This is a genomic window from Streptomyces sp. NPDC057682 (assembly GCF_042799575.1).
Taxonomy (GTDB): Bacteria; Actinomycetota; Actinomycetes; order Streptomycetales; family Streptomycetaceae; genus Streptomyces.
In genome coordinates this window covers 143215-169092 of the sequence record NZ_JBHVIN010000009.1, presented here as the reverse complement: position 1 = coordinate 169092, position 25878 = coordinate 143215, and the positions used below count along the sequence as shown (strand labels likewise).

19 protein-coding genes are annotated in these 25878 nt (G+C 72.7%); 10 read left to right on the top strand and 9 right to left on the bottom strand.

What is annotated here, in order from left to right:
• Positions 1 to 386: 386 nt before the first annotated feature.
• From ACFVDM_RS18620 to ACFVDM_RS18610, 3 genes are all read right to left on the bottom strand, one after another.
• Positions 387 to 1721 carry an AAA family ATPase gene (locus ACFVDM_RS18620; protein ID WP_383640528.1) on the bottom strand — a complete coding sequence of 445 codons (1335 nt, stop codon included), beginning with the start codon at positions 1719 to 1721 and terminating at the stop codon, positions 387 to 389.
• Positions 1718 to 3328, bottom strand: coding sequence for a hypothetical protein (locus ACFVDM_RS18615; protein ID WP_383640525.1), 1611 nt, complete (start codon positions 3326 to 3328; stop codon positions 1718 to 1720). Before ACFVDM_RS18615 ends, ACFVDM_RS18620 begins: the two co-directional genes overlap by 4 nt.
• 1062 nt (positions 3329 to 4390) lie before the next feature.
• On the bottom strand, positions 4391 to 5359 hold the full coding sequence (locus tag ACFVDM_RS18610; RefSeq protein ID WP_383640522.1) for a phosphatase PAP2 family protein: 969 nt from the start codon (positions 5357 to 5359) through the stop codon (positions 4391 to 4393).
• A 302-nt stretch (positions 5360 to 5661) separates the two neighbouring features.
• Between ACFVDM_RS18610 and ACFVDM_RS18605 the strand changes: the two genes are divergently transcribed.
• The gene (locus ACFVDM_RS18605; RefSeq protein ID WP_383640519.1) at positions 5662 to 6258 is read left to right on the top strand and encodes a histidine phosphatase family protein; all 597 of its coding nucleotides are present in this window, start codon (positions 5662 to 5664) and stop codon (positions 6256 to 6258) included.
• A 9-nt stretch (positions 6259 to 6267) separates the two neighbouring features.
• On the opposite strand, the gene ACFVDM_RS18600 is transcribed toward ACFVDM_RS18605, so the two are convergent.
• Complete coding sequence (locus tag ACFVDM_RS18600; protein WP_383640516.1) at positions 6268 to 7623, bottom strand: tetratricopeptide repeat protein; 1356 nt, start codon at positions 7621 to 7623, stop codon at positions 6268 to 6270.
• Between the two features lie 241 nt (positions 7624 to 7864).
• On the opposite strand from ACFVDM_RS18600, the gene ACFVDM_RS18595 reads away from it, so the two are divergent.
• Both ACFVDM_RS18595 and ACFVDM_RS18590 read left to right on the top strand, forming a co-directional pair.
• Positions 7865 to 8326 carry a hypothetical protein gene (locus tag ACFVDM_RS18595; protein WP_383640513.1) on the top strand — a complete coding sequence of 154 codons (462 nt, stop codon included), beginning with the start codon at positions 7865 to 7867 and terminating at the stop codon, positions 8324 to 8326.
• 61 nt (positions 8327 to 8387) lie between these two features.
• Positions 8388 to 9311, top strand: coding sequence for a spermidine synthase (locus ACFVDM_RS18590; RefSeq protein WP_383640510.1), 924 nt, complete (start codon positions 8388 to 8390; stop codon positions 9309 to 9311).
• Positions 9312 to 9330: 19 nt separating this feature from the next.
• On the opposite strand, the gene ACFVDM_RS18585 is transcribed toward ACFVDM_RS18590, so the two are convergent.
• A complete protein-coding gene (locus ACFVDM_RS18585) occupies positions 9331 to 9858 on the bottom strand; it encodes a hypothetical protein (protein ID WP_383640507.1) in 528 nt (175 codons plus the stop codon).
• Positions 9859 to 9969: 111 nt separating this feature from the next.
• On the opposite strand from ACFVDM_RS18585, the gene ACFVDM_RS18580 reads away from it, so the two are divergent.
• From ACFVDM_RS18580 to ACFVDM_RS18570, 3 genes are all read left to right on the top strand, one after another.
• Entirely contained in the window at positions 9970 to 10677 is a 708-nt protein-coding gene (locus tag ACFVDM_RS18580) for a response regulator transcription factor (RefSeq protein ID WP_383640503.1), read from the top strand.
• The gene (locus ACFVDM_RS18575; protein ID WP_383640499.1) at positions 10674 to 12116 is read left to right on the top strand and encodes an ATP-binding protein; all 1443 of its coding nucleotides are present in this window, start codon (positions 10674 to 10676) and stop codon (positions 12114 to 12116) included. The genes ACFVDM_RS18580 and ACFVDM_RS18575 overlap by 4 nt, the downstream gene beginning before the upstream one ends.
• Positions 12117 to 12290: 174 nt before the next feature.
• Positions 12291 to 13775, top strand: coding sequence for a cellulose binding domain-containing protein (locus tag ACFVDM_RS18570; protein WP_383640497.1), 1485 nt, complete (start codon positions 12291 to 12293; stop codon positions 13773 to 13775).
• A 183-nt stretch (positions 13776 to 13958) separates the two neighbouring features.
• On the opposite strand, the gene ACFVDM_RS18565 is transcribed toward ACFVDM_RS18570, so the two are convergent.
• Entirely contained in the window at positions 13959 to 15725 is a 1767-nt protein-coding gene (locus ACFVDM_RS18565) for a 2-isopropylmalate synthase (RefSeq protein ID WP_383641002.1), read from the bottom strand.
• A gap of 231 nt (positions 15726 to 15956) precedes the next feature.
• Between ACFVDM_RS18565 and ACFVDM_RS18560 the strand changes: the two genes are divergently transcribed.
• Complete coding sequence (locus ACFVDM_RS18560) at positions 15957 to 16649, top strand: FadR/GntR family transcriptional regulator (RefSeq protein WP_383640494.1); 693 nt, start codon at positions 15957 to 15959, stop codon at positions 16647 to 16649.
• A gap of 2 nt (positions 16650 to 16651) precedes the next feature.
• On the opposite strand, the gene ACFVDM_RS18555 is transcribed toward ACFVDM_RS18560, so the two are convergent.
• The 3 genes from ACFVDM_RS18555 to aspT (ACFVDM_RS18545) are packed head-to-tail and all read right to left on the bottom strand — an operon-like array spanning position 16652 to position 21712.
• On the bottom strand, positions 16652 to 18316 hold the full coding sequence (locus ACFVDM_RS18555; RefSeq protein WP_383640491.1) for a bifunctional aspartate transaminase/aspartate 4-decarboxylase: 1665 nt from the start codon (positions 18314 to 18316) through the stop codon (positions 16652 to 16654).
• A 15-nt stretch (positions 18317 to 18331) separates the two neighbouring features.
• A complete protein-coding gene (aspT, locus tag ACFVDM_RS18550; RefSeq protein ID WP_383640488.1) occupies positions 18332 to 20035 on the bottom strand; it encodes an aspartate-alanine antiporter in 1704 nt (567 codons plus the stop codon).
• A complete protein-coding gene (aspT, locus tag ACFVDM_RS18545; protein ID WP_383640485.1) occupies positions 20036 to 21712 on the bottom strand; it encodes an aspartate-alanine antiporter in 1677 nt (558 codons plus the stop codon).
• Positions 21713 to 22380: 668 nt separating this feature from the next.
• On the opposite strand from aspT (ACFVDM_RS18545), the gene ACFVDM_RS18540 reads away from it, so the two are divergent.
• From ACFVDM_RS18540 to ACFVDM_RS18530, 3 genes are all read left to right on the top strand, one after another.
• A complete protein-coding gene (locus tag ACFVDM_RS18540; protein ID WP_383640482.1) occupies positions 22381 to 23706 on the top strand; it encodes an ABC transporter substrate-binding protein in 1326 nt (441 codons plus the stop codon).
• A 209-nt stretch (positions 23707 to 23915) separates the two neighbouring features.
• Positions 23916 to 24911 (top strand): carbohydrate ABC transporter permease, encoded by a 996-nt coding sequence (locus ACFVDM_RS18535; protein WP_383640479.1) that lies wholly within the window; start codon positions 23916 to 23918, stop codon positions 24909 to 24911.
• Between the two features lie 15 nt (positions 24912 to 24926).
• Positions 24927 to 25847, top strand: a complete 921-nt coding sequence (locus ACFVDM_RS18530; RefSeq protein ID WP_383640476.1) for a carbohydrate ABC transporter permease — start codon at positions 24927 to 24929, stop codon at positions 25845 to 25847.
• The last annotated feature ends 31 nt before the right edge of the window (positions 25848 to 25878 follow it).

Here is a 25878-nt window from a genome sequence, read left to right as displayed (position 1 = left end):
AAGGGCGCCCCGGGGTGCCCACGACCGCCCGCGCCCCCGCACTCAACACCCCGCGCGCACCCGGTGTTCCGCCAGATGTGCCAGCACCGCGTGGTTCGCCTCCCAGCCGTCGGGGGCTGTAGCCGTTGGCCGCCTCCGGCGGCGTGCCGGACTCCGTCCGTCAGTCGGGTGGCGACGCGCTCGGCGCCGGACGGACCGGGGGTCGGTGTGGTGGTCACGGGCGCCAGGCCACCCGGTGTTCCGCCAGATGTGCCAGCACCGCGTGGTTCGCCTCCCAGCCGTCGGGGGCTGTAGCCGTTGGCCGCCTCCGGCGGCGTGCCGGACTCCGTCCGTCAGTCGGGTGGCGACGCGCTCGGCGCCGGACGGACCGGGGGCCGGTGCGGTGGTCACGGGCGCCAGGCCACCCGGTGTTCCGCCAGATGTGCCAGCACCGCGTGGTTCGCCTCCCAGCCGTCGGGGAACTTGACCGTGACCCCCAGTTGCACCGGCTCCGTGGACGGATGCTCGTCCAGCAGCTCCGCCACGCCCTCCCGGCACACCACGATGCACGCGTGCCGGTGCCGGGACGCCAGCACGCACAGCCGGCCCGTCTCCAGATGGAACGCGGTGGCGTCCGGGCGCCCCGACAGCGGATGGAGGACCACCGTCACATCGAACTCGCGGCCCTGGAGCCGGTTGGCCGTGTCCACCGCGACGCCGGACACCCCCAGCTCGGCGAGGGCCGCCCGCACCGCCGCCGCCTGGTCCCGGTGGGCCGTGCCGACAGCCACCCGGTCCGCCGTCACCGGAGCGGGAACCTCGGAGCGCTCGCTGACGGCGGCCCCGCCCCGGTCGAGCAGCCGGCGCACCACCCCGGCCACCGCCCGGACCGCCTCCGGATCGGTGCGCGGGGTGTGCCGGGCCGGAAGCTCCAGCAGCCCCCAGCCCGACTCCGCCGCCTCGTCCAGCACCCGGTCCGCCGCCGAACCGTCCGACGCCACCCCGAACGACAGCCGCCGGTCCCCGTGGTCCGTACCGCTGCGGAACGGGGTGTACGGGTAGAAGGCGTCCGACACCAGCGGCGCGGCCGAGGCCGGCAGCCGCCAGGACACCGGGAGCCGGTGCTGCGGAAGCTCCGGATTGTGCGCGAGCAGCGTGCTCACCGCGCTGGCCGAGGGGTCGTAGCTCAGCCCCGCCCACTGGTCCGCGCCCACGATCGAGAACGGGTCCAGCTGGCCCGGATCACCGACGAACAGCGCCCGCTCGAAGAGCCCGGCCACCGCCAGCAGCGCGTCCGAACGCATCTGGTACGCCTCGTCGACGATCGCGTGCCCCCACGGCTCCACGTTCTTCACATGGGCCCACTTCGCCGCCGTCGAGATGACGACGTCGAGCCCCGCCAGATCCGCCGCCTTCGCCGACTTGCGCACGTTGTCCAGGCCGTCGAGCACCTTGTCGTACGGGTCGGAGTCATTGCTGTGCAGCCGGCCCACCGGCAGCCCCGGGTCCTTCTCCGCCAGCCGTACCACCAGGTCGTCGACCTGCGCGTTGGTCTGCGCCACCACCATCAGCGGCCGGCCGGCCGCGGCCAGCTCCCGCGCGGCCCGCACCACCAGCGTCGACTTGCCGGCCCCCGGCGGGGAGTCCACCACGATGCCCCGGGCGGTCCCGTGCAGCGTGTCCTCCAGGATCCGGGCGGTGGCCAGGTCCGCCGCCGCGCCCGGGTCGAATACGGCCGTCACAGCAGGTCCTCCGGGGTCACGGGGTCGGGACGCTCGGCGGTGTCGGCGCCGCCGGGCGGGCCGCCGTGGGTCCACGGCGTCTCCTCCGCGTCCGGCAGCCGCGGCCCGCCGCGCTGGTCGTGCTCGAACAGGGTCCAGGCGATGCGCTCACCCGGCCCGGGAACGGACCCCGGCGCCGGCTCCCTGCCCCGGCCCATCCGGTCCAGGATCCGCAGCACCAGCGCGGGCGCGCCGTCCTCGCCGTCCGCCGGGCCGTACCCCGCGAACTCCGCCGTCTGCGGCTTGCCGTCCAGCGTGCGGTAGACCTTCACGCGCTCGCCGAGCTGGGGCCGCTCGTCGGTGCGCACGGTCACCAGCGGGCGCGGCGAGGGCCGCTTGGACTCGCTGTACGCCATCTCCACCGCGGCCACCTCGCCGAGGAACGCCTCGCCCGCCAGCCGACGGCCGGCCAGCACCAGCGGATCGTCCAGTGCCTCCTGGGCCTCCAGCTGGGCCTGCGCCGTCTCGCGCGCGGCCAGCTTGCGGGCGGCCGTGACCGCGTCGTCCCGGCGCGGCTGCGGCGGCTCACCGGCCCGCACCCGGTCGCGGTGGCTGGTGAACGACCAGCGGTCCCGCGTCCAGCGGTCCTCCGCCCCGGCCCCCTCCGGCAGCTCCCGCAGCAGGTCCAGGGCGTGCCACACCGCGTCCCAGGTCGGCCGCATCACCCCGGCCAGCAGCCCCCGGATCTCCCGCTCGGCCGCCGTCAGCTCCGCCAGCCGGGCGTCGGCCGCCAGGCCGTCCTCGGCCGAGGCCAGCGCCGTGCGCGCCCGGTCGAACCGCTCGATCGCCGGGGCCAGCAGCCGGTTGTCGAAGTCCGGATCGGTGGCCGGACCGGCCGGCGGACAGAGCAACTGGCCACCGGCGTCCCTGGCCAGCTCGGCGCGGAACGCGGCCTCGGCCCCCGACTCGCCCGCCGGCGGATCGATCCAGGCCAGCAGGGCGCCCAGATGCTGGTCCTCCAGCGAGGACTGGCCGGTCGCCCAGTGCCGGTTCAGCAGGTCCGTGGCGGCCAGCAGCAGCGAGGAGCCCGGCACCCGGGCCCGCTCCCCGTAGTGCGTCAGCCAGCGGCCCAGCAGCGGCACCCGGACGGGCGCCGGATACGGGGTGTCCGGATCGTCCTCGGCGGTGCGCCGGAACCGCATCGAGCGCCCCAGCAGCCGGACGAACTCGATGCCCGCCCGGCTCGGCACGATCAGCTGCGCCGCGTCCAGGCACAGCTCCGCCTCGACCTTCGTCCGCCTGCCCGTCGCGGGATCCGTCTCGTTCCGCTCGACGGGCTCGACCTCGTCCGCGTACGCCTCGACGGCCGGCAGGACCGCCTCGGCCAGCTCGGCCAGGAAGGAGAAGCGCAGATCCCGGTCGCGCGGCTGGGCCACCGTCAGCAGCCGGGGCGCGTCCCGGTCCGTGCCCACCAGCGCGCCCAGCGGCGCGCCCGCCTCGCCCGCCGTGGTCAGCGGCACCAGCACCAGCGGCCGCTCCACCAGATGGCGGTGGCGGACCGTGGCCGTCGGCTGCGCGCGCCCGCTCTCCACGGCCTCCAGCCGGGCCAGGGTGGTGATCAGCGACATGCCGCACCGCCCTCCAGCGCCTCGGCGCGCAGCGCCGCCGCCCGGCGCAGCGCGGCGACCGTCGGGTCCGCCGGATCGCCCTCCTTGCCCGCGGCGGCGGCCAGCACCCCGGAGACCGTGGTCAGTCCGCCCAGCTCACCGCGGACCCCGCGCCCCAGCGCCTCGACCGCACCCGCGTCCCGGGCCCGGGACCGGCAGTGGAAGGCCAGCTCGCAGGCGGCCAGGCACTCCGGCGCATAGGCCGCCGCGACCGCGTCGACGGCGGTGCACAGCTCCTGGGGCGAGGACGCGGGGTCGAAGGTGGTGCCCTCGGGGAGGGCGTCGGCGATCTCCTCGATCCGGGTGAGCCGGGTCAGCTGGCGGCGGGTGACCGCGCGCTGCTTGCGGACGTCGACGACGGAGGCGGTGGGCAGGTTGGAGAAGTCCTTGGGGCAGACCAGCAGCACCCGGTGGTCCACCGTCGCCCCGCCGGTCGCGTCCGCGACCCGCTCCAGCGCCAGGACGTAGACGGCGGACTGGCGGGCGGCGGCGCCGACCTTCGCGGCGTCGGCGGAGCCGTCGATCATGGGGAAGGACTTGATCTCGACGACCGTCCAGGTGCCGTCGGGATGGACCACCACCGCGTCCGGCTCCAGATAGGCGGGGGAGCCCGCCACCTCCAGGGCCAGCATCGGGTGGTCGAGCAGCGTCCAGCCGCCGGAGCCGGTCGCCTCGCGCAGGGCCAGCGCGGTGCGGGCCGCGCGCCCCTCGGGGCCGGCCGCCGCCAGATCGGGCACCGCCACGTCCCGGGGCGGCTCGCCGGGCACCCCGAAGCGGTCGTGCAGCAGCCGCATCAGCTCCGTACCCCCGTCGGCCTTGACGCGGGCCTCGAAGGCGTTGCCCCGCATGAAGGCGAACTGGGACTGGCCGAACGGGGCCGGGGAGCCGAGGGCGGTGGCGAGGGCGCCCTTGTCGACCCCCGCCCCGTCCAGCAGCGCGCGCCGTCTGCAGCCGGGATTGGCGGCCAGGGCGGCCAGCGCGCGGGCGTCCAGCGGACGCGGCGCGACCGCCGGCCCCCTCAGCTCAGCGAGTCGCCGCCGCAGGGTCGCCGCCGGTGGCCCGCCCGGCTCCGGCGGTGACGTCGGCCGGGGCAGCCGGGCCGGTTGCCGCGCTGTCGGCGGGGTCTGCGGAGGAGGTCCGCTGGCCGGGAATTCGCTCACCCGCGGAAGTCTTGCATCCGGCACTGACATCCGGGGTGCCCACCGGCGCGGACACCCGGGCGAAGCGCGCACCCACCGCCGCCTTGACCCGGTCGGCCAGACGCATGACGGGCCGGGCCAGCAGCGCCCCGACCCCCATCACGGCGGCACCTGCCACGGCGTCGAGGAAGTAGTGGTTGGCGGTGCCCATCACGACGAACACGGTGATCAGCGGGTAGGCGACCCCGGCGGCCCGCAGCAGCGGGTGCTTGGCGTGGCGCCAGAGCAGGATGCCGCACCACAGCGCCCAGCCCACGTGCAGACTCGGCATCGCCGCGTACTGGTTGGTCATGCCGCCCATGCCGCGCGGGGCGCTGGCCTCGGTGCCCCACCAGCCGTACGCGCTGTACTGGGCCATCGTGTCGACGAAGCCGTGCGTGGCGTCCAGCAGCCGCGGCGGGCAGGTCGGCATCAGCGTGAAGCCGATCAGACCGAGCATCGTGGAGGTCATGAGCCAGGTACGGGCCCGGCGGTAGACCTCGGAGTGGCGCCGGAACAGCCAGATGAGCACGGCCGGGGTGACCACGTAGTGCAGGGAGGCATAGGCGAAGTCCGCCGGTATGCCTATGGAGGCATGGGCGGTGAAGAGCCGGTTGAGCGGATGCTCGGCGTTGAGGTAGAGCGCCTTCTCCAGGTCCAGGATCCGCAGTCCGTGGTCCACGGCCGTGGACACGTCGCCGCGGACCAGGAGCCGGCCGCCCGAATAGCACGCGTACACCAGGGCCAGGAGCGGAAGCTCGGTCCACCAGCGGGGCCTGGGGCGCTGCTCGGGCGCGGTGGTGGCAAGCGGCATCCGGAAGCTCTCCATCATGTGTTCATGCGGCCGACGACGGGCGTTCAACCGTACGGTGCACGTCGGCCGCGATTCCCCCGGGGGTGCCGGCGGGCACCCCACAGCTGCTCATTCTGTCTGTGGTCACAGGGACGCCGTGACGGCCCTGCGGGTTGCCTCGCGCACAGGTGCGCGATGATGGAAATCCGGACGTTCCGTTCCCCCGCTCCGCCCGTTCCATCCCGGACGGATCCGTCCCCGTCGAAGTCCAAGATCTCAGATCTCCGCACCTCAGGTCTCAGTTTTCCAGGGAGAACCGTCACATGGCACCGCGCATCCTGCTGGCCCGGCACGGCCGGACGGAATGGTCCGTCCGCGGCAATCACACCGGCAGGACGGACATTCCGCTGCTCGACTCGGGGCGCGAGGGGGCCAAGCTGCTCGGTGAGCGACTTCACAGCGGACCGTGGGCGGATCTGCCCGGTCTGGAGGTCCGCACCAGCCCGCTCGTACGGGCCTCGGAGACCTGCGCCGTCGCGGGCTTCGGCGGGCGGGCCGAACCGTGGGACGCGCTGCTGGAGTGGGACTACGGCGCGTACGAGGGGATGACGCCGGCCGAGATCAAGGCGATCCGGCCCGACTGGTTCATCTGGCGCGACGGGGTGCCGGACGGGGAGACGCTGGACGAGGTCTCGGCCCGTGCCGACGAGGTCGTGGAGTGGGCGCGCTCGGCCGACCGCGACGTCCTGGTCTTCGGCCACGGCCACATCCTGCGGGTGCTGGGTGCGCGCTGGCTCGGCGAGCACGCCTCCTTCGCGGCCCGCATCCGGCTGGACCCGACCTCGCTCTCCGTGCTGGGCTGGGCGTACGACGCCCCGGCGATCGAGCGCTGGAACGACACCGGGCACCTGGAGCGGTAGGGCGCGGCGCTACACGGAGGCCCGTGCCGTCGCGTGGCGGTCCAGGAAGTCCTTGACGTCCACCGAGCCGCGGACCCGCGGCCGCAGCACCGACGCCGCGTTCGCCAGCATCGTGCGGATCCGGGAGGACTGGACCTGGTCGAGCAGGTCCAGCACCCGGTGCCCGGTCGCGGCGGCCTCCTCGGTGAGACCGGCGCGGGCCAGGTCCATGGTCAGCTCGGTCCGGTAGAGGGCCAGGTTCCGGGTGAAGTGCGGGTCCTGGAGCCGGGTGGCCCGGCGGGCGTGCCGGGCGGCCCGCGCCCACTCGCCCAGCGCCGACCAGCACTGCGCCTCCAGCATCTCCAGCTCCGCCTCGCGGAAGAACGTCATCCACTCCGGGTCCGAGGCCCCCGGGCCCTTGGCGAACGCGGTGTGCGCCCGGCCGAGCGCCCGTTCGCAGCCGGTACGGTCCCCGAGCCCGGCCCGCCCGCCCGCCTCGCGCAGCGAGAGCAGCGCCTCCAGTCGGGGCGAGCCCAGCGGCCGGGCGGCGCGCTGCCCGGCCTCGGCCGCGCGGACGGCCTCGCGGGGGCGGCCGGTGTCGCGGGCCAGGAAGGAGGTGTTGCAGAAGGCGTGCGCCTCCAGCGCCGCGTCCCCGGCCACCCGCGCGGTGGCCAGCGCCTCCGCGTAGTGCGAGCGGGCGTCCGCGAAGCGGCCCGAGTCATGGGCCAGCCACCCCACGGAGATCGCCAGTTCGCCGGCGCCGGCGTGCAGCCGGTCCGCGGTGGAGCGGCGGGCGGCGACGCCGGAGTCGAGCAGGGCGTAGGCCGTGCGCAGGGGCTGCGAGGCGCGCCGGTAGAGGCCGTCGCCGCCGTGCCGGTCGTCGAGCAGCCGGATCTGGCGCACCGCCCTCTCGACGGCGTTCACCTCCGCCTCGCCGACCCGGCGTTGCAGGGGCAGGGCGACGGCGGGGCCACCGAGGCCCAGGCCCAGGGAGGCGGCCACCGTGGTGCCGCCCGTCATGAATGCGCGACGCAGCACGTCGCTCTCCTCGTCGGTGTCGCTGCCGAGCACGAGCAGCGGGGAAGTCGGGGACGGCGGGGATTCCGCCGCGGGCCTGGCCGCCCGGCCGCGTACCGATTCACGCGGGGAGAAGCCGAGGTCCGCGAGGCTCGCCCCGGGGAACATGTGGAGGAAGACCCGTTCGTACGCGTAGTTGGGGCAGCGGATCTCGCCGGACTCCACGCGCCCGATGTAACGGGCGTCGCACGCGACCTGCTCGCCGATCTCGCGGGCGGACCTGCGTACCGCGGCGGCGAACTCCCCGGCGGACCGCTGTCCGCGCAGTCGCCGGAAGGCGAGGTTGGGAACTGCCCCTGTCGACACCATGGCGGGGCCCTCTCTGGTGCGAGCCGGAAGCCGGTTGCCGGGTCTCCCGGCGGGCAAGAACGTACCTGCCGTGACGAGGCACACACCCAGCGTTTCCCGACAAAACGGGTATCTCGCCCACGATCCGCCATGAACTGCCACCCTTTGCGGCGGTGCTGCACCGTAGCCCTTGACGCGGTCCGCGCGTTGGTCCATGCGGTGGCGGAGTCCGGCTCCGTCCGGCGATGAGAGGAGAGGTCCCTTGTTGCATCCCGGCACGGCGACCGGCGCGCGGACGCCCGCGACGACGACGGCCGCGACCGCGACGAGTGGCACCGAGGTGCCCGCCGGCGGGGACGGCGCGCCCCCGGTCCCCGAACCCTGCGACCTGGTCACCGTCCCCGCGCGGCAGGGCCTGGAGGCGGTCGACATCCTGCGCCGCGGCGCGGCCCAGGAGGCCGTCGGCCCGGTCATCCACGACGGCGCCTGCGCCACGGTCGGCTTCCTGGTGCCGCCCGGCACCGCCCAGGGCTGGGACGTACCGGGCAGCGCCTGCACCCGGACCGACGGCCGGGGACTGCGCATCCCCGCCGACCCCCCGGCCGCCGGAAGCGGCTGGCTGCTGCCGCCCGCCGAGAACACCCCCGTCACCGACCCGGCCGTGCTCAGGGCCGCGCTCGACCAGGCCGCCCGGCTCATCGAGGCGGCCGACAACTGCCGCTGAGCGTCCGTCCCGGGGTGCCGCCCATAATGGGGGGAACGGCACGGAGCGGGGACGAGGGGCAGTGGCACGCAGAGGAACGTCCGGCGGTACGGGCGACCGCAGGCAGCGGGCGGACCGGGGGACCGGGCGCCGTTCGGCGCGCGGCTCCGGCGCCGCCGCCACCGTCTCCGAACCGGTCGGCGGCGGGCTCGCCGCGCTCGTGCCCGACCGGGAGCGCCCGCGCGCCCGGACGCTGACGATCGACGGCGCCCCGCAGTCCCATGTGGACCTCGACGACCCGGCGTACCTCTCCTTCTCCTACCAGCGCCGGATCGGCCACATCGCGGATCTGGCGGCCCCCGCCGGACAGCCGCTGCACGTGCTGCACCTGGGCGGCGGGGCCTTCACCCTGGCCCGCTACATCGCCGCCACCCGGCCCCGCTCCACCCAGCAGGTCATCGAGGTGGACGAGGCGCTCGTCGCCCTGGTCCGCCGGGAACTGCCGCTGGACCCGCAGGCCAGGATCCGGGTCCGCGCCACCGACGCCCGCGCCGGACTCGGCAGGATCCAGGACGGCTGGGCCGACCTCGTCATCGCCGACGTCTTCAGCGGCGCCCGCACCCCCGCCCATCTCACCAGCACCGAATTCCTCACCGAGGTCCGCCGCGTCCTGAAGCCCGGCGGGAGCTACGCGGCCAACCTCGCGGACGGCCCGCCGCTCGCCCATCTGCGCGGCCAGATCGCGACCGCGGCCGCCCTCTTCCCCGAACTCGCCCTCGCCGCCGATCCGGCCGTCCTGCGCGGCCGGCGCTTCGGCAACGCCGTACTGCTCGCCTCGGACACCGCGCCGAGGACCGCCGAGCTGACCCGCAGGGTGGCGACCGATCCGCATCCGGGACGGGTGCTCCACGGTCCGGAGCTGGCCGACTTCACCGGTGGTGCGAGCCCCGTCCACGACGCCGCGGCCAAGGCCTCCCCGGCCCCGCCCCCCGGCGCCTTCGACTGAACCGGCCGGCCCCGCGCGGTCAGGAGGCCACCACGTCGACCTTCGGCGGATGGTCGTGCCAGGTGCAGTAGACCGACACCGTCGTGCCGTCGACCTTGGCGAAGTTCACCCGGATCCAGGTGGAGTTGGTCCACACCTGCACCGACCAGCCCTGGTCCGGGGTGGCGGAGACCAGCGTCGCCGCGTCCGCGCGGAACTCGAAGACGACCCGGCCGCCGTCCGTGGCGTAACTGCGCGCCGTGCCCGAGGAGGCGGCCGCCGGTCTCGGCGAGCCGGCCGGGGTGTGCGAGGGTGCCCGGGACGGGGCCGCCGACGGCGTCGGCGTGGCCCCGGGGGCGGTGCGCGCCGCCGAGGGCGTCGGGCGCGGGCGGTGCGTGGAGGACGCCAGCGTCGTCGCCGCGTCCCGGTCGTCCGTCGTGATCGGCACCGCGCGCGGCGGGTCGTACGCCGTCCCCGCCATCACGGTGTGCACGCCCCACCACGTCAGCGTGACCGCGGCGCCGGTGGCGAGCGACCACGCGAGCGTGTGTACGAGTCCTCGTTGCATCGGGGCACATCCTGCACCACGTGTCCCGGCGGTGTCCTCCCCGCCCGTTCCCCGCCCCCTCCCCGGCCGGACCGTGTCCGGAACGGACCCGAATGGCGTACGGTGCCGCCCATGCCCAGTGTGCTCGTGGTCGAGGACGACCAGTTCGTACGTTCCGCCCTCATCCGGCACCTGACCGAGGCCTCGCACACCGTGCGCAGCGTCGGCACCGCGCTCGAAGCGCTGCGCGAGGTCGCCCACTTCCGGTTCGACGTGGTCATCCTCGACCTCGGACTGCCCGATCTCGACGGTGCCGAGGCGCTGAAGATGCTGCGCGGCATCACCGACGTCCCCGTCATCATCGCGACCGCCCGCGACGACGAGAGCGAGATCGTCCGGCTGCTCAACGACGGCGCCGACGACTATCTGACCAAGCCGTTCTCCGTGGAGCACCTGTCCGCGCGGATGGCCGCCGTGCTGCGCCGCTCCCGGGGCACCGGTGGCCGGACCGCGCCGCCCCGCGTCATCCAGGTCGGCGGGCTCTCCATCGACCCGCTGCGCCGCAGCGCCGAACTCGACGGCACCGCACTCGACCTGACCCGGCGCGAGTTCGACCTGCTCGCCTTCCTGGCGGGCCGGCCCGGTGTCGTGGTCGCCCGCAAGGAACTGCTCGCCGAGGTCTGGCAGCAGTCCTACGGGGACGACCAGACCATCGACGTCCACCTCTCCTGGCTGCGCCGGAAACTGGGCGAGACGGCGGCCCGGCCGCGCTATCTGCACACCCTGCGCGGTGTCGGCGTGAAGCTCCAGCCGCCCGCCGCCCCGGAGCCGCCCGCATGAGATGGGCCCTGGTCAAGGTCTGTCTGGCCGTCACCGCGATGGTCGTGGTCGCCTTCGCCGTCCCGCTCGGCCTGGTCGTCAAGGAGATGGCCCGCGACCGGGCCTTCTCCGACGCCGAGCGGCAGGCCGCCACGATCGGCCCCACGCTCTCCATCACCACCGACCGCGACAAACTGCAGAAGGCCGTCCTCACCACCGAGCCGGGCGCCGAGGGCCGGATGGCCGTCCACGTCCCGGCCTCCGGCGAGACCGGGAGCACCGCCGTGGAGATCGGCACCCGCCGCGCCACCCGCGCGGACCTGGAGACCGTACGGAAGTCGGGGCGGGCCGCCATCACCGAGGTGACCGGCGGCTCCGCGCTGCTCCAGCCGACCTCGCTGGGCTCGCGCGGCACCGTCGTCGTCGAGGTCTTCGTCCCCGAGGACGAGGTCTCCACCGGGGTCACCACCGCGTGGCTGATGCTCGCGGCCGTCGGCATCGCGCTGGTCGTCGGCTCCGTGGCGGTGGCCGACCGGCTCGGGGTGCGCATGGTGGAACCGGCCCGGCGGCTGGCGGACGCCGCCCAGGACCTGGGGGAGGGGCGGCTCGGCACCCGCGTCCCGGAGGAGGGGCCCACCGAACTGCGCTCCGCCGCCGTCGCGTTCAACTCCATGGCCGACCAGGTCGTCCAGCTCCTCGCCAACGAGCGGGAACTGGCCGCCGACCTCTCGCACCGGCTGCGCACCCCGCTCACCGTGCTCCGGCTCAACGCCGCCTCGCTCGGCGAGGGCCCGGCCGCCGAGCAGACCCGGGCCGCCGTCGAGCAGCTGGAGCGGGAGGTCGACACCATCATCCGGACCGCCCGCGAACAACGCCCCCAGACCCAGGGGCAGTCCGGCGGTCCGGGCGCGGGCTGCGACGCCTCCGAGGTGATCCGCGAGCGGATGGCCTTCTGGTCGGCGCTGGCCGAGGACGAGGGCCGGGAGGTACGGCTGGCCGGGGTGGACCGGACCGTACGCATCCCGGTGGCCCGCCCCGAACTGGCCGCCGCCCTCGACGCCCTGCTCGGCAACGTCTTCCGCCACACCCCCGAGGGCACCGCCTTCGCCGTCGACGTCCACCACAGCGGGGACGCCGTGATCGTGCTCGTCTCGGACGCCGGGCGCGGCATCGCCGACCCGAAGGCGGCGCTGGCGCGCGGCGGCAGCGGCGGGGGAGCGCGGGGCACGGTCGGCTCCACCGGGCTCGGCCTCGACATCGTGCGCCGGGTCGCCGAGTCCACCGGCGGCGATGTGCGGATCGGGCGCTCGGTGCTGGGCGGTGCGGAGGTCCGGATCTGGATCGGGCTCGGACCGCAGGACCCGCAGGGGCGCGGGCGCGGCCACCGGGTGGGACGGCAGCGGCGCGGGGTGCTGCGCCGGCGCCCCCGCCCGCGCTCCGGCGCGGGCCCCCGCCTCTGACCGGCCCACAGTCCCCCCGCCGCGCTCCCGCGCCCCGTTCTTAACCCGCGCCGATGCGTTCCTTAAGTCCGCCCTAAGAACGCCAACAGCCGCCCGAATAAGGCGCTTTGCCGGAATCGGGGCCGCTAGCGTGCTTCCGGATCCCCCACTTCCGTATGACGAGGCAGGAACGCGATGGGCACCAGCACGCACCGGCGCACCGTGAGCACCCGGACGAAGGCGATCGGCGCGGTCGTCGCCGCGGCCGTGATCGGCGGCACCGTCTTCGCCCTCACCGGCACGGCCCAGGCCGCCGCCGTGGGTGCCGCGTACACCCGGACCAGCGGCTGGACCGGCGGATACACCGGGCAGTACGTCGTCACCAACGACACCGGCAGCGCCCGGTCCGACTGGACCCTGGAGTTCGACCTGCCCGCCGGCACCCGGATCAGCTCGCTGTGGAACGGCGAACACACCGTCAGCGGACAGCACGTCACGGTGAAGCCCGCGAGCTGGGACAAGGAGCTGGCGCCGGGTCGGTCCGTCACTATCGGCTTCGTCACCACCTCCGACGCAACGGCCGCCGACCCCACCGGCTGCCGCATCGACGGCACCGCGTGCTCCGTCGACACCGGCGCCACCCCGGAGCCCAGCGGCCGCCCCAGCGAGACCGCCACCCCCACCCCGACGGCCTCCGCGACCCCGACCGGAAAGCCCACCGCGACCGCGAGCCCGACGCCGACGCCCACCCCCACCCCCACGCAGACCGGGGGCGGCGGCACGGCGGGGGGCGCCCGCTTCGCCCCGTACGTGGACACCTCGCTCTACCCCGCGTACGACCTGCTCGACACCGCGGCCAAGACGGGCGTGAAGCAGTTCAACCTGGCCTTCATCACCTCCGGCGGCGGCTGCGCCCCGCTGTGGGGCGGCGTCACCGGACTCGGTGACGACCATGTCGCCTCCCAGATCGGTGCCCTGCGCGCGGCCGGCGGTGACGTCCGGGTCTCCTTCGGCGGGGCCTCCGGCTCCGAACTGGCCCTGCGCTGCTCCTCGGCCGCCGACCTGGCCGCCGCGTACGGCAAGGTCGTCGACACCTACCAGCTCACCAAGGTCGACTTCGACATCGAGGGCGGGGCGCTCCCCGACACCGCCGCCAACACCCGCCGCGCCCAGGCCATCGCCCAGCTCCAGAAGTCCCACCCCGGTCTGGACGTCTCCTTCACCCTGCCGGTGATGCCCGAGGGCCTGACGCAGCCCGGCGTCGACCTGATCGCCGACGCGAAGAAGAACGGCGTCGACGTCGGGGCCGTCAACGTGATGGCGATGGACTACGGCGCCTCGTACAGCGGCGACATGGGCACCTACGCCATCCAGGCCGCCACCGCCACCCAGGCCCAGATCAAGGGAGTCCTCGGGCTCTCCGACGCGGACGCCTGGAAGGCCGTCGCCGTGACCCCGATGATCGGCGTGAACGACGTCAGCACCGAGGTCTTCAAGGTCGAGGACGCCACCCAACTGGCCGCCTTCGCCAAGGAGAAGGGCCTCGCCTGGCTGGCGATGTGGTCCGGCACCCGGGACAAGGAGTGCGCCGGCGGCCCCAAGCCCACCGCGGACGCCTCGTGCAGCTCGATCGCCCAGGAGCCGCTGGCCTTCACCAAGGCGCTCGGCGCGTACAAGTAGCACCCGGCAGCAGCGCCCGCGAGCGGTTCCTCCGGGCGGCATCCACCAGAAGCCATCTCTCCCCGCGCATCCCGGCCGGCCCCCCACCCCCCACCGCCCGGCCGGGGTGCGCCCCCTTCCCGCCCCGGCCGGGGGAACCGCCCTTCCCCCGGCCGGGGTGCGTCACGCCTCTTCCCCCGTCGCTCAGTCGAGGGCCGGGACCGGGACGTCCATCCGGTTCACCGCCGAGAGGACCGCGGCCACCGAGGCCGCCACCGCCGAGTCCGCCCGGCCCGCGCCCCAGCGCACCGTCCCCCCGGAGCGGCACTCCGCGTACGCCGTGACCGTCCCCGGCGCCGCACCGCCCTCCGCGCCGTGCTCCGCGAAATCGAGCACCGCGACCGGGACCCCCGCCGCCTCCAGGGCGTGGGTGAACGCCGAGACCGGGCCGCCGCCCGTCCCCTCGTAGTCGCCCTCGCGCCCGTCCACCCGCAGCGAGCAGACGAACCGGCACTCACCGGACCCGGTCGTCTCCGCCGACCACGAGGTCAGCACGACCCGCTCGTCCCCGCCCGGCGCCAGATACGTGGCCGCGAACAGGTCCCACAGATCCTGGGCACTCGCCTCCCGCCCGCTGTCGTCCGTCGCCCGCTGCACCGTCCGCGAGAAGTCCGCGCGCATCCGCTCCGGCAGGCCCACCCCGTGCCCGGCGCGCAGCAGATGGGCGATGCCGCCCTTGCCCGACTGGCTGTTGACCCGGATGACCGCCTCGTACGTACGCCCCACGTCCGCCGGGTCGATCGGCAGGTAGGGCACCTCCCACCGCTCCTGGCCGGTCCGCTCGCGGTGGGCGAAGCCCTTGCTGATCGCGTCCTGGTGGGTGCCGGAGAACGCGGTGTGGACCAGATCGCCGCCGTACGGATGGCGCGGCGGCACGGCCAGCCGGTTGCAGTGCTCGACGGTGCGGCGGATCTCGTCGATGTCCGAGAAGTCCACCATCGGGTCCACGCCCTGGGCGTGGAGGTTGAGGGCCAGCGTGACCAGGTCGACGTTGCCGGTGCGCTCCCCGTTGCCGAACAGGCAGCCCTCCACCCGCTGCGCGCCCGCCAGCACGGCCAGCTCCGCGCAGGCCACCCCGGTGCCCCGGTCGTTGTGCGGGTGCACCGAGAGGATCACCGAGTCGCGGCGGTCCAGATGGCGGTGCATGTACTCGATCTGGTCCGCGTAGACGTTCGGCGTCGCGATCTCCACCGTGGCCGGGAGGTTGTGGATGACCGGACGGTCCGGCGAGGCCTCCCACAGCCGGGTGAGGCTGTCGCACAGCTCCAGGACGTAGTCCGGCTCGGTCAGCACGAAGACCTCGGGGGAGAACTCGAAGCGGATGTCCGCCCCGGGCCGCGCCGCCAGCCGGTCCATCAGCCGCGCCGCGTCCAGCACCATGGAGTGCAGCTCCGCCCGGCCGCGCCCCAGGACGACATCGCGCCAGACCGGGGCGGTCGGGATGTAGAGGTGGACGACGGCCCGGTCCAGGCCCTCGACGGAGGCGAAGGTCCGCTCGATCAGATCGGCCTTGGCCGGGGTGAACACCACCGGGGTGACATCGTCGGGTACGGCCCCGCTCGTCGCCAGATGGCGGACGAAGTCGAAGTCGGTGCGGCTCGCGGACGGGTAGCCGACCTCGATCTCCTTGTAGCCCATCGCCACCAGCAGATCGAACATCCGGCGCTTGCGCGGGGTGTCCATCGGCTCGGCCAGGGCCTGGTTGCCGTCGCGCAGGTCGACCGGGACCCAGAGCGGGGCCTGTTCGGTACGGGCCGACGGCCAGCTCCGGTCGGTCAGGGGTACGTCCACGCGCGCGAAGGCCGGGCGGTAGCGGTGGGAGGGCATCGAGCTGGAGCGCTGCGGATTCCAGCGCGGGGCGTCCTCGGGCACCGGGCCGCGCGGGGTGCAGAGGGTGGGGAAGGCGAACATCGGGGACGGGGCGCCGGCCGGGGGCTCGGGCGTGGACTGCTGAGGGAACTCGGGCATGAACACGGTCTCTTCTCGCATCGCCGGACGCGACCGGCACAGCACGGCACCCCGCGGCGGGGTGCCGATCGCTTCAGGCCCCGCCGCGGCAGCCGAGAAGAAGGAGACCGCGGTACGTCATGATCGGTACACTAGCCAGAAAACAAGTCCTCAGACAACCTGACAGGTGAACGCGTGTCCTCGCTCGGCCCCCTCCACCCCAGCCCCCTGGTCGACCAGGCGACGCGCCATCTGCGCGCCCAGATCACCGAGGGCCACTGGCCGGTCGGCACGAAGATCCCCGGTGAGACCACCCTCGCCCGCACCCTGGGCGTCGGCCGCTCCACCGTGCGCGAGGCCGTGCGCACGCTCTCCACGCTCGGACTGCTCCGCGCCCGCCAGGGCTCCGGCGTCTTCGTCATCGCCGACGAGGCCGCCGAACCGTGGCCGCTGCGGCTGCGCCGCGCCGCCGTCACCGATGTCTACGAAGTCCGGATGCTGATCGAGGTCCAGGCCGCCCGGCTCGCCGCCCGCCGCCGCACCGACGAGGACCTGACCGCCCTGGACGCCGCGCTCACCGCCCGGCGGGCGGCCGGCTCCGGCCCCGACGCCGCGTTCGTCGACGCCGACATCGCCCTGCACCGCACGGTCGTGGCCGCCGCCCACAACCCCGTACTCACCGATCTCTTCGGCGAGTTCGCCCCCGCCCTGCGGCAGGGGCTGATCGATCTCGTCGAGCTGCTCGGACTGCGCCGCGCCGATCCGCACCACGGCGAGGCCGAGCACCACGCCCTGGTCAGGGCCGTCGTGGCGGGCGACGCCGAGGCGGCGGGCCGGGCCGCGCAGGCGGAACTGGAACGGACCCTGGACCGCCTGCGCACCGCCTGAACTCAGGCCGCGCCCGCCGTCCCCGAGGCCCGCCACTCCTGCGCGTACTCGTCGAAGATGGTCCGCAACTGGTGGCCGATCTTCAGGTAGTCGAGATCGTCGAGATTGGCCAGCGAGACCCGGACCGACCACTCCGGGCCCTCGAAACCGCCGCCGTTGAGCAGCACCACGGAGGTCTGCTCGGCCAGCCGGAACAGCGGGTCCACGGGCTCGTAGTTCTGCTCCAGATAGTCGGCGAACTCCTTGCCCAGGGTCCGTTCGGCCTCCGCGAGCAGATCCAGCTCGATGTAGTACGCCGCCCGCTTGGGGTCCTCCGAGATCTTCATGTGGGCGCCCTCCAGCAGCAGTTCGAGCCGCTGGTGCACGATGGCGCGGATCCGGGCCTTGTACTCCTGCCCCTCGTCCAGCATGTCGAAGAGCGAGAAGAGCACCATCATCACCTGCTGCGGCAGCGACAGCCCCGCCGTGTGGTTCAGCGCCACCTGCCGGGAGTCCGCCAGCAGCCGGTCGATGAACCGCATCCGCTCCGGCTCCAGGGTCAGCGAGCCGTACCGCTTGGCCAGCCGGGCCTTCTCCGCGGGGTCCTGCGCGGCCAGCGCGTCGTCGATGACGTTGTCGTCGTGCAGCCCGATCACCCCGAGCCGCCAGCCGGTCGCCCCGTAGTGCTTGGAGTACGAGTACACCAGCAGCGTGTTGCGCGGCAGGTCGGCGGCCAGCGAGCGGAAGCCCTCCACGAAGGTCCCGTAGACGTCGTCCGTCACCACGATCAGGTCCGGGTTGTCCTTCTCCACGATCCCGACGATCTGCTCGGCCACCCGGGGTGCCAGCGCCAGCGACGGCGGGTTGCTCGGGTTGACGCAGCACACCATCCGCACCGACGGGTCCGCCAGCTTGGCGATCTCCTCCGGCGGATAGCGCCACTGCCGCACCCCGGTCTCGGTGAACAGGTTCGCCTCCACGTGCACCACGTCGAAGCCGTACGTGTCCAGTTCCGGAATCTCCAGGTACGGGGTGAAGACCGGCACCATCAGGGCGATCCGGTCACCCTTCTTCAGGATCCCGTTCTTCAGCAGCGAATCGAAGAGGTAGCACATCGCGGCGGTGCCGCCCTCGGTCGCGAACAGGCTCAGCGTCTGCCCCTCCGGCGGCCGGTGGTCGAACATCTCGTCCGCCAGATAGCCGCGCACGATCTGCTCGGCGTGCGGCAGGATCCGGCCCGGCACCGGGTAGTTGTCCCCGATCGAGGAGTCCGCCAGCTCATGGACGAAGGCATCGGGCTCGAAGCCGAAGCGCTTCACCGCCAGATCGAGGCACGCCTTCAGCAGTTCGATGCCGGGCAGCTCCGGATGCGTCCGGGCGAACCGGGCGAACCGCTCCGCGCAGCCGTCCTCCTCCGGCATCCCGCCCAGGTTGTCCGCCGTCCAGACCCGGCGCGACTCCTCGATCGCGAAGTAGCCCAGCGCGTGGTACGCCTCGCGGGGGCCGGTGGCGACCCAGTTCGGATTGCCGCGGCCCGCGTTGAGCATGACCCGCGTCGTCTTCCCCTTCTGGCCGGGCTTGTCGCTCTGCGCCGACTGGGCGATGCTGATGAACTTGTCCTTCAGCTCGAACGGGCTGAGCTGGGCGAACGAGCGGATCTCGGCACGGCTGAGAGTGGCCTTGGGCATGACTGCGCTCCCGGTTCAGTGGTTGAGGATGACGATGACGGCGCCCCACACGGTCAGCAGCACATTGCCGACGGCGTACGGGATGGTGTAGCCGAGCGTGGGGATCTGGGACTTCGAGGTCTCGTTGACGGCCCCGATCGCGGCCGTGGTGGTCTGGCCGCCGGCCAGCACGCCCATGAGGATGGGGAACCTGATCCTCTGCACGTAGTGCCCGACCAGGAAGCCCACGATCAGCGGGACGACGGTGGCGACCGCGCCCAGGAGCAGCAGCCCCCAGCCCGCCGACGAGAGCCCGCTGGTGAAGCTGGGACCGGCGTTGATGCCGACCACCGCGACGAACACGCACAGGCCCAGCGTGTCCATGAACCACTGGGCGCCCGGCGGCACGTTCCCGTACGTCGGGTACTTGCCCCGGATCCAGCCGAAGACCAGCCCCATGATCAGCCCGCCGCCCGAGGTGGACAGCGAGATCGGCACCCCGCCCGCGGTCAGCGCCGGAATGCCGATGCAGCCGCCGAGGAAGATGCCGAGGCCCACCCAGACCATGTCGGTCGCGAAGCTCGTCGGCACCGGTTTGCCCAGCTCCCGCCCGGCCGGACCGACCAGCCGCTCCGGACCGGAGAGCACCAGCGTGTCCCCGCGCTCCACCGGGGTGGAGAGCCGGAAGGGGAACTCCGCCCCGGCCCGGTAGACCTTCTCGATGTAGACCCCGGCCATGAAGGGCTCGCGGCGCAGTTCCTCCACGCTCCGCCCCAGCACGGCCTTCTCGGACACCACCACGTGCAGGGTCTCGGTGCGGTACCCGAGCAGCGCCACGTCGTCGGCCTCCGACCCCACATGCGTACGGGCGTCGAAGTCCACCAGGTCGTGGCGCAGGGCGCTGACCGCGACCGTGTCGCCCTGCCGCAGCACCAGGGACTGGTCCTGCGGCAGGACGCCGCCCTCGCGCCGGACCCCGGTGATGTAGACGCGGCGGCCGAGGGCCTGCTGCTGGGCCTCGAAGTCGGAGATGCTGCGGCCGACGAGATCGGGGCGCTCGACGGTGTACGCGCGCAGCACGGTCTCGTAGTAGCCCTCGCCCTCGTCCGGGTTCTCGTCCGGGGCGTCCAGTTCGGCGGCCAGCTCCGCGCTCTCCTTGGCGAGGTCCCTGCGGTAGAGCCGCGGCAGTACGTTGGCCAGGAGCATCGCGCACAGGATGGTGCCGAGCGGATAGGTGACCGCGTAGCCGACGGCGACCAGGTTCTGTTCGGACTTCACCTGCGAGGAGGAGAGTCCGGGCAGGGTGCCGATGGCGTCCTGGGCGACACCGATGGCGGCCGACTGGGTGAGCGCGCCGCTCATCAGACCGGCGCCGAGCCCGGGGCCGTAGCCGAGCAGCACGGCGAACAGCCAGGAGACCAGCAGCCCGGTCACACAGACCACGACCGCGTTGAGGACCTGCGGCAGCCCGTCCTTGCGCAGCCCGCGGAAGAACTGCGGGCCGACCCGGTAGCCGAGCGCGAACAGGAACATGATGAAGAACAGGTTCTTCACCGTGCCGTCGATCTGGACCTCGAACTGCGCGCCGAGCACCAGCCCGGCGACCAGGCAGCCCGTCACCGCGCCCAGCGCGATCGCCCGGTAGCGGACCTTGCCCAGAAGGAAGCCGAGCGCGAGGACGAGGAAGACCAGCAGTTCGGGGTGCGGCTCGAAGATGTTGCGGTTCAGGAAATCGATCATTCAGTTCCCCAGGACGCCGACGAGGATGGGACCGGTGAGTGGCAGCAGGAAGTTGGAGAGCGCGTAGGTGATCGTGTAGCCGAGCAGCGGGACGGAGCTCTGCGCCACCTGGGTGATGGAGGTGATCGCCGGGGTCGAGCACTGCTGGCCGGCGATCGCGCCGATGAGCAGCGGTTTCTCGATGTGCAGCAGTTTGAGCCCGACGAACAGGGAGATGGTCGCGGGCACCAGGACCATGGCGATCCCGGCGAACGGGAGCAGCGCCCCGTACTCCTTCAGCAGCGGCCAGGCCTGCGGCCCCGCGGTCAGCCCGGTGCAGGCGATGAAGACGGCGAGCCCCAGGTCCTTGAGGGTGTTGGCGGCCTGCGGGGGGAAGGCCCCGAAGGTCTGCTTGCGGGAGCGGAACCAGCCGAAGAGCAGCCCGGAGACCAGGCAGCCGCCGCCGGTGCCGAGCGACATCGGGATGTCGCCGATGCGGACGACGACCTGGCCGAGCAGGGAGCCCGCCACGATGCCCGCACCCAGGTAGATGAAGTCCGTCGCGTCGTTCTTGACCACCGCGCCGATCTTCGCCACGAGCCGGTTGAGCCCGGAGCGGGCGCCGACCAGGGTGAGCACGTCGCCGCGCTGGACCGTGGTCTCGGCGGAGGCGGGCAGATGCTGGTCGTTGCGCAGGACATCGGTGATGTACACCCCGTCCCGGCGGAATTCGGGATGGTCCTGCTCCAACTGGGCGATGCTGGAGCCGGCCGTGGCCTTCTCGGTGACCGCGACCTGCCGGGTGGCCAGGGGGGTGTCGAGGCCCGGGACCGCCGGGGTCTCCGGTCCGATCTCCCGGCCGGCCTCGATGATCCCGGCCCGGCGGCCGACCAGCTGGACCAGGTCGCTCAGGGTCAGTTCGAGATCCGGGTCGGGGTCCATCAGCACGCTGCCGCGTTTGACGGCCTCGACGGTGACGGTGCCGCCCAGCGACGATTCCAGCTCGCCGATGGTGCGGCCGTCGGCGAGGGTGACGAGGAAGGTGCGGCCGACCGTGCCGGGCAGCGCCTCGCGTTCGTCGGACTCCAGTCCGCGGACGCCGCCGCGCATCTTCTCCCAGAGGTCGCGCGAGGCGTCCCGGAGGTTGATGCGCATCAGCATCGGCATGATCTGGCTGGTGTAGAGCACGATGGTGACCAGGCCGAAGAGGTAGCAGACCGTGTAGGCGGTGGCCACGTGCCCCTGGTACTGGGTGATCTGGGCCGAGGTCAGCCCGTCGAGCTTGCCGATGGCCTCGGTGGCCGTACCGACCACGGCGGACTCGGTGGCGGCGCCGGCCAGGATGCCGGAGGCGGTGCCCACGTCGAGGTCGAAGGCCTTGGCCAGACCGAAGGCGATGCCCAGCACGCAGACCAGCTCGATCAGGCAGAGCGCGAAGAACCGCAGGCTCTTGCGATTCAGGTTGGCGAAGAACTGGGGCCCGGCCAGATAGCCGAGCGAGAAGATGAACAGCGCGAAGAAGACCGTCTTGACGTCGTCGTTCACGCTGACGTGCCGGGTGCCGATCAGCAGCGAGACGATCAGCGTGCCGCAGATCCCGCCGAGCGTGATCGGGCCGACGCGGATCTTCCCGACCAGGTAGCCGAGGGACAGGCAGAGGAAGAGGGCGAGTTCGGGATGATCGCGGACCACTCCCATCCGGCCTCACCCGCCCCTGGTGTCATACATGATCATCTGGTGCATAAGGGAGAAATTAACAGCGGGTGAGCTGGGCGGCATGTCCGGTTCGCGGTAGGGGAATCGTGGACTCCGGATGGGTCGATGGGGTGACGATCCGGTCAACGGACCGCCGGCCGTTCCGGCCACCGTCCGGCGCCCGGGTTCGGGGAAAGAACGCGAAACGGGGTCCGGGCGGGCCCCGGGCGCGGGGTCCCGTTCACCTTCCGGCGGGGGGAGCGCGGGTAACGGCGGCCGTTCACCGGCCGCGCCGGAAATCCGGCGCGATCGCGACGGCTTCCCGGCGGTGATCCCAAGATCCACTCCCAACACCGCCCCGACCTGCGGTTATTCGGGAATCTCCAGCTCCGCTTGATGGGGCGGGGCGCTTTGGCAAGCCTTCGGCCGGACACGGTCTCGTGACTTGCAGGACACGCTCGCGCAACGGAAGCGTCTTCAAGTCTTGACACCCACCCCCCCGAGGCAGCAACCTTCCGACATCGACGCATGGGAGCGCTCCCACATCGCTCCGGGTTTTCCCGGGCGAACAGCACTGCCCGTGTCTTCCCCCCCGACCCCACGGCACCCGCGCCCACCAGCGGGAACGCCACGCAGTGAGCCAGTCCCACCCTGGAACAAGGAGTAGTGGAATGCGTATCACCCGCACCGTCGCCGGACGGAGCCGCAGAGTCGCGGTTCTGACCACCACGGGCCTGACAGCGGCAGCCCTGCTGCTGACGGGCTGCGGCAGCGACTCGGACGACTCGGACAGTGCCGGCGAAGCAGGCGGGAAGATCACGCTGACCGTCGCCGACTTCGGGCAGTTCGGCTACAAGGAGGCCGGGCTCTTCGAGAAGTACCACCAGCTGAACCCGAACATCACGGTCAAGGAAACGACCGCGGCGGACGAGAAGGTCTACTACCCCAAGCTGCTCCAGCAGCTGAACTCGGGCAGCGGCCTGGCGGACGTCCAGGGCATCGAGGTCGGCCGCATCAAGGAACTGGTCGACACCAAGGCCGACAAGTTCGCCGACCTGAGCAAGGTCATCGACGTCAACGAGTGGGTGTCCTGGAAGGAGAAGCAGGCCACCACGCCCGACGGCAAGGTGATCGGCGCGGGCACCGACATCGGCCCGATGTCCCTCTGCTACAACACCGACCTCTTCAAGAAGGCCGGTCTGCCGACCGACCGCAAGGAGGTCGCCGCCAAGGTCGCCGGGGGCTGGGAGGACTACCTCAAGCTCGGTGAGGAGTACAAGAAGAAGGCGCCCTCCGGCACGTTTTTCATGGACTCCGCCAGCGCCATGTACAACGCCGTCGTCAGCTCCAACGCGGAGCAGTACTACGACGAGAGCGGCAAGCCGGTCTACAAGGACAGCGCCAGCGTCAAGCAGGGCTGGAACCTGGCGGCCGAGGCCGCGGACAAGAAGCTGACCCAGGGCCTCGCGCAGTTCAACGACCCGTGGAAGGCCGCCCTCCGCAAGGGCACCATCGCCACCGTCGCCTGCCCCGCGTGGATGGCCGGCCAGATCTCGGTGAACGCCGGTGACGGCAACAAGGGCAAGTGGGACATCACCACCGCCCCCGGCGACACCGCCGCCAACTGGGGTGGCTCCTTCCTCGGCGTCCCGACCGCCGGCAAGCACGTCGACGAGGCCACCAAGCTCGTCAAGTGGCTGACCGCCCCCGAGCAGCAGGCCGCCGTCTTCAAGGCGATCGGCAGCTTCCCGTCCAACAAGGGCGCGTACGACCTGCCCGACGTGAAGAACGCGACGCTCCCGTACTTCAACGACGCCCCGATCGGCCAGATCTACGCCGATGAGGCCAAGTCCATCCCCGAGACGATCCTCGGCCCGAAGGACGGGATCATCAAGGACACCATCTCCACCCAGATCAACAACATGGAGCAGCGCGGCACCAAGCCGGACGACGCCTGGAAGGCGGCGACCGAGTCGATCGACAAGGCGATCGGCTGACGTTCCGCAAGCGCGGGCGGCCCCCGGGCCGCCCGCACCTGCGTGTCCCACTCCAGGGGCACTGGGCTCCGCGGGTCGGCCGCGCGGAGGGCTTGGACGGGGCGGCCGGAAGACTCCGGCCGCCCCGTGCAAGCCCACCGCCCGCGCCCTCGCCGACGGCCAGGCCCCGTACCCGGGTAACCAAGCAATCCAGGGAAGGACTCCCGCTCGTGGCCACCTCGACTCCCACCCGGGACGCATACACCCCGCCACCCCGGCGCTCCCAGCAGCCCGTGGACAGCCGCCGGCAGACGTGGCGGAGCCGGCTCTGGCGTTTCGACGACAAGGCGTCGCCGTACGCCTACATAGCCCCGTTCTTCCTCATCTTCGGCGCCTTCGGGCTCTACCCGCTGCTCTACACCGGGTGGATCGCCCTGCACCGGGTCGAGATGACCGGCATGGACCAGATGGAATGGGTCGGCTGGGGCAACTTCGACAAGATCCTGCACGACTCGGAGTTCTGGACGGCCGTCAGCAACACCTTCCTGATCGGTGTGATGTCGACGGTCCCGCAGCTCCTCGTGGCGCTCGGCCTGGCCCACCTGCTGAACTACAAGCTCCGCGCCAGCACCTTCTGGCGGACGGTCATCCTCACCCCGTACGCCACCTCCGTGGCCTCCGCGGCCCTGGTCTTCGCGCTGGTCTTCCGCGCCGACGGCGGTCTGCTGAACTGGGCGCTGGAGTTCGTCGGCCTCGGCCACACCAACTGGGCCAACGGCGCCTGGACCTCCAAGATCGCCATCTCCGTCATCGTCATCTGGCGCTGGACCGGGTACAACACCCTGATCTACCTGGCGGCGATGCAGGCCGTGCCGTCCGATCTCTACGAGGCCGCCTCGCTCGACGGCGCCAGCCGCTGGCAGCAGTTCCGCAAGGTGACCATCCCCTCGCTGCGCCCCACGATCCTCTTCACGATCGTCATCTCGACCATCGGCTCCATGCAGCTGTTCGGTGAGCCCCTCCTGCTGGAGGGCGGCACCATCGGCGCCAGCGGCGGAACCGAGCACCAGTACGAGACGCTCAGCGTCTACCTCTACAACTACGGCTGGAACCTGGGTCATCTCGGTCCGGCCGCCGCCGTGGCCTGGGCGATGCTCGCCCTCCTGCTGATCATCGCCGGGATCAACTGGCTCATCGGCCGCTTCGTACGCAAGTCCGCGGTCTGACCGGGAGCGATATCCATGACCCTCACCAGCCCTTCCCCAGTCAAGGGATCCGCCGTCCCGGCGCGCACCGCACACCGCGCGCCCAAGCGCCGCAGCCGCTTCAAGCCCGGTGCCGGGCAGCAGCTGAAGGGCGGCCCCTTCGCCTACATCGCGCTGATCGTCGTCGGCATCGGCTCGCTGCTGCCGCTGTACTGGACGCTGGTCGCCGCGTCCCACACCCAGGACGACGTCCTGGCCTCCACCCCGCCGTTCCTGCCGGGCGGGCGGCTCCTGGACAACCTCCAGGCCGCCTGGGACCAGGCCCACCTGGGCAAGGCGATCGTCAACAGCTTCATCGTCTCCGCCTGCATCACCGTCGCGACCCTCTTCTTCTGCACCCTGGCCGGCTACGCCTTCGCCAAGATGCGCTTCCGCGGCCGCGGCGCGCTGATGACCGGCGTCATCGCGACGCTGACCATCCCGCCGCAGCTCAGCGTGGTCCCGCTCTTCATGCTCATGTCCGACCTGGGCTGGAGCGGCAGTCTGGAGTCGGTGATCTTCCCGACCCTGGTCAGCGCGTTCGGTGTGTTCTTCATGAGGCAGTACCTCAGTGAGGCGCTTCCGTACGAGCTGATCGAGGCGGCCAAGATCGACGGCGCCAACAACTTCCGCATCGTGCTCAGCGTGGTGCTGCCGGTGGCCCGTCCCGCGATGATGGTGCTCGGCATGCTCACCTTCGTCCAGGCGTGGAACGACTTCTTCTGGCCCTTCCTCTCGCTGAACGCGGAGAACCCCACGCTCCAGGTGGCCCTCGGCCAGCTGAGCGCGTCCTACACCCCCGACCAGAGCATCGTGATGGCCGGCGCCCTGATCAGCACGCTGCCCCTGCTCATCGTGTTCGTGATCTTCGGCAAGCAGATCGTCGGCGGGATCATGTCCGGCGCCGTCAAGGGCTGACGCCCCGCACCCGCCGTCCCGTCCCGGTCAC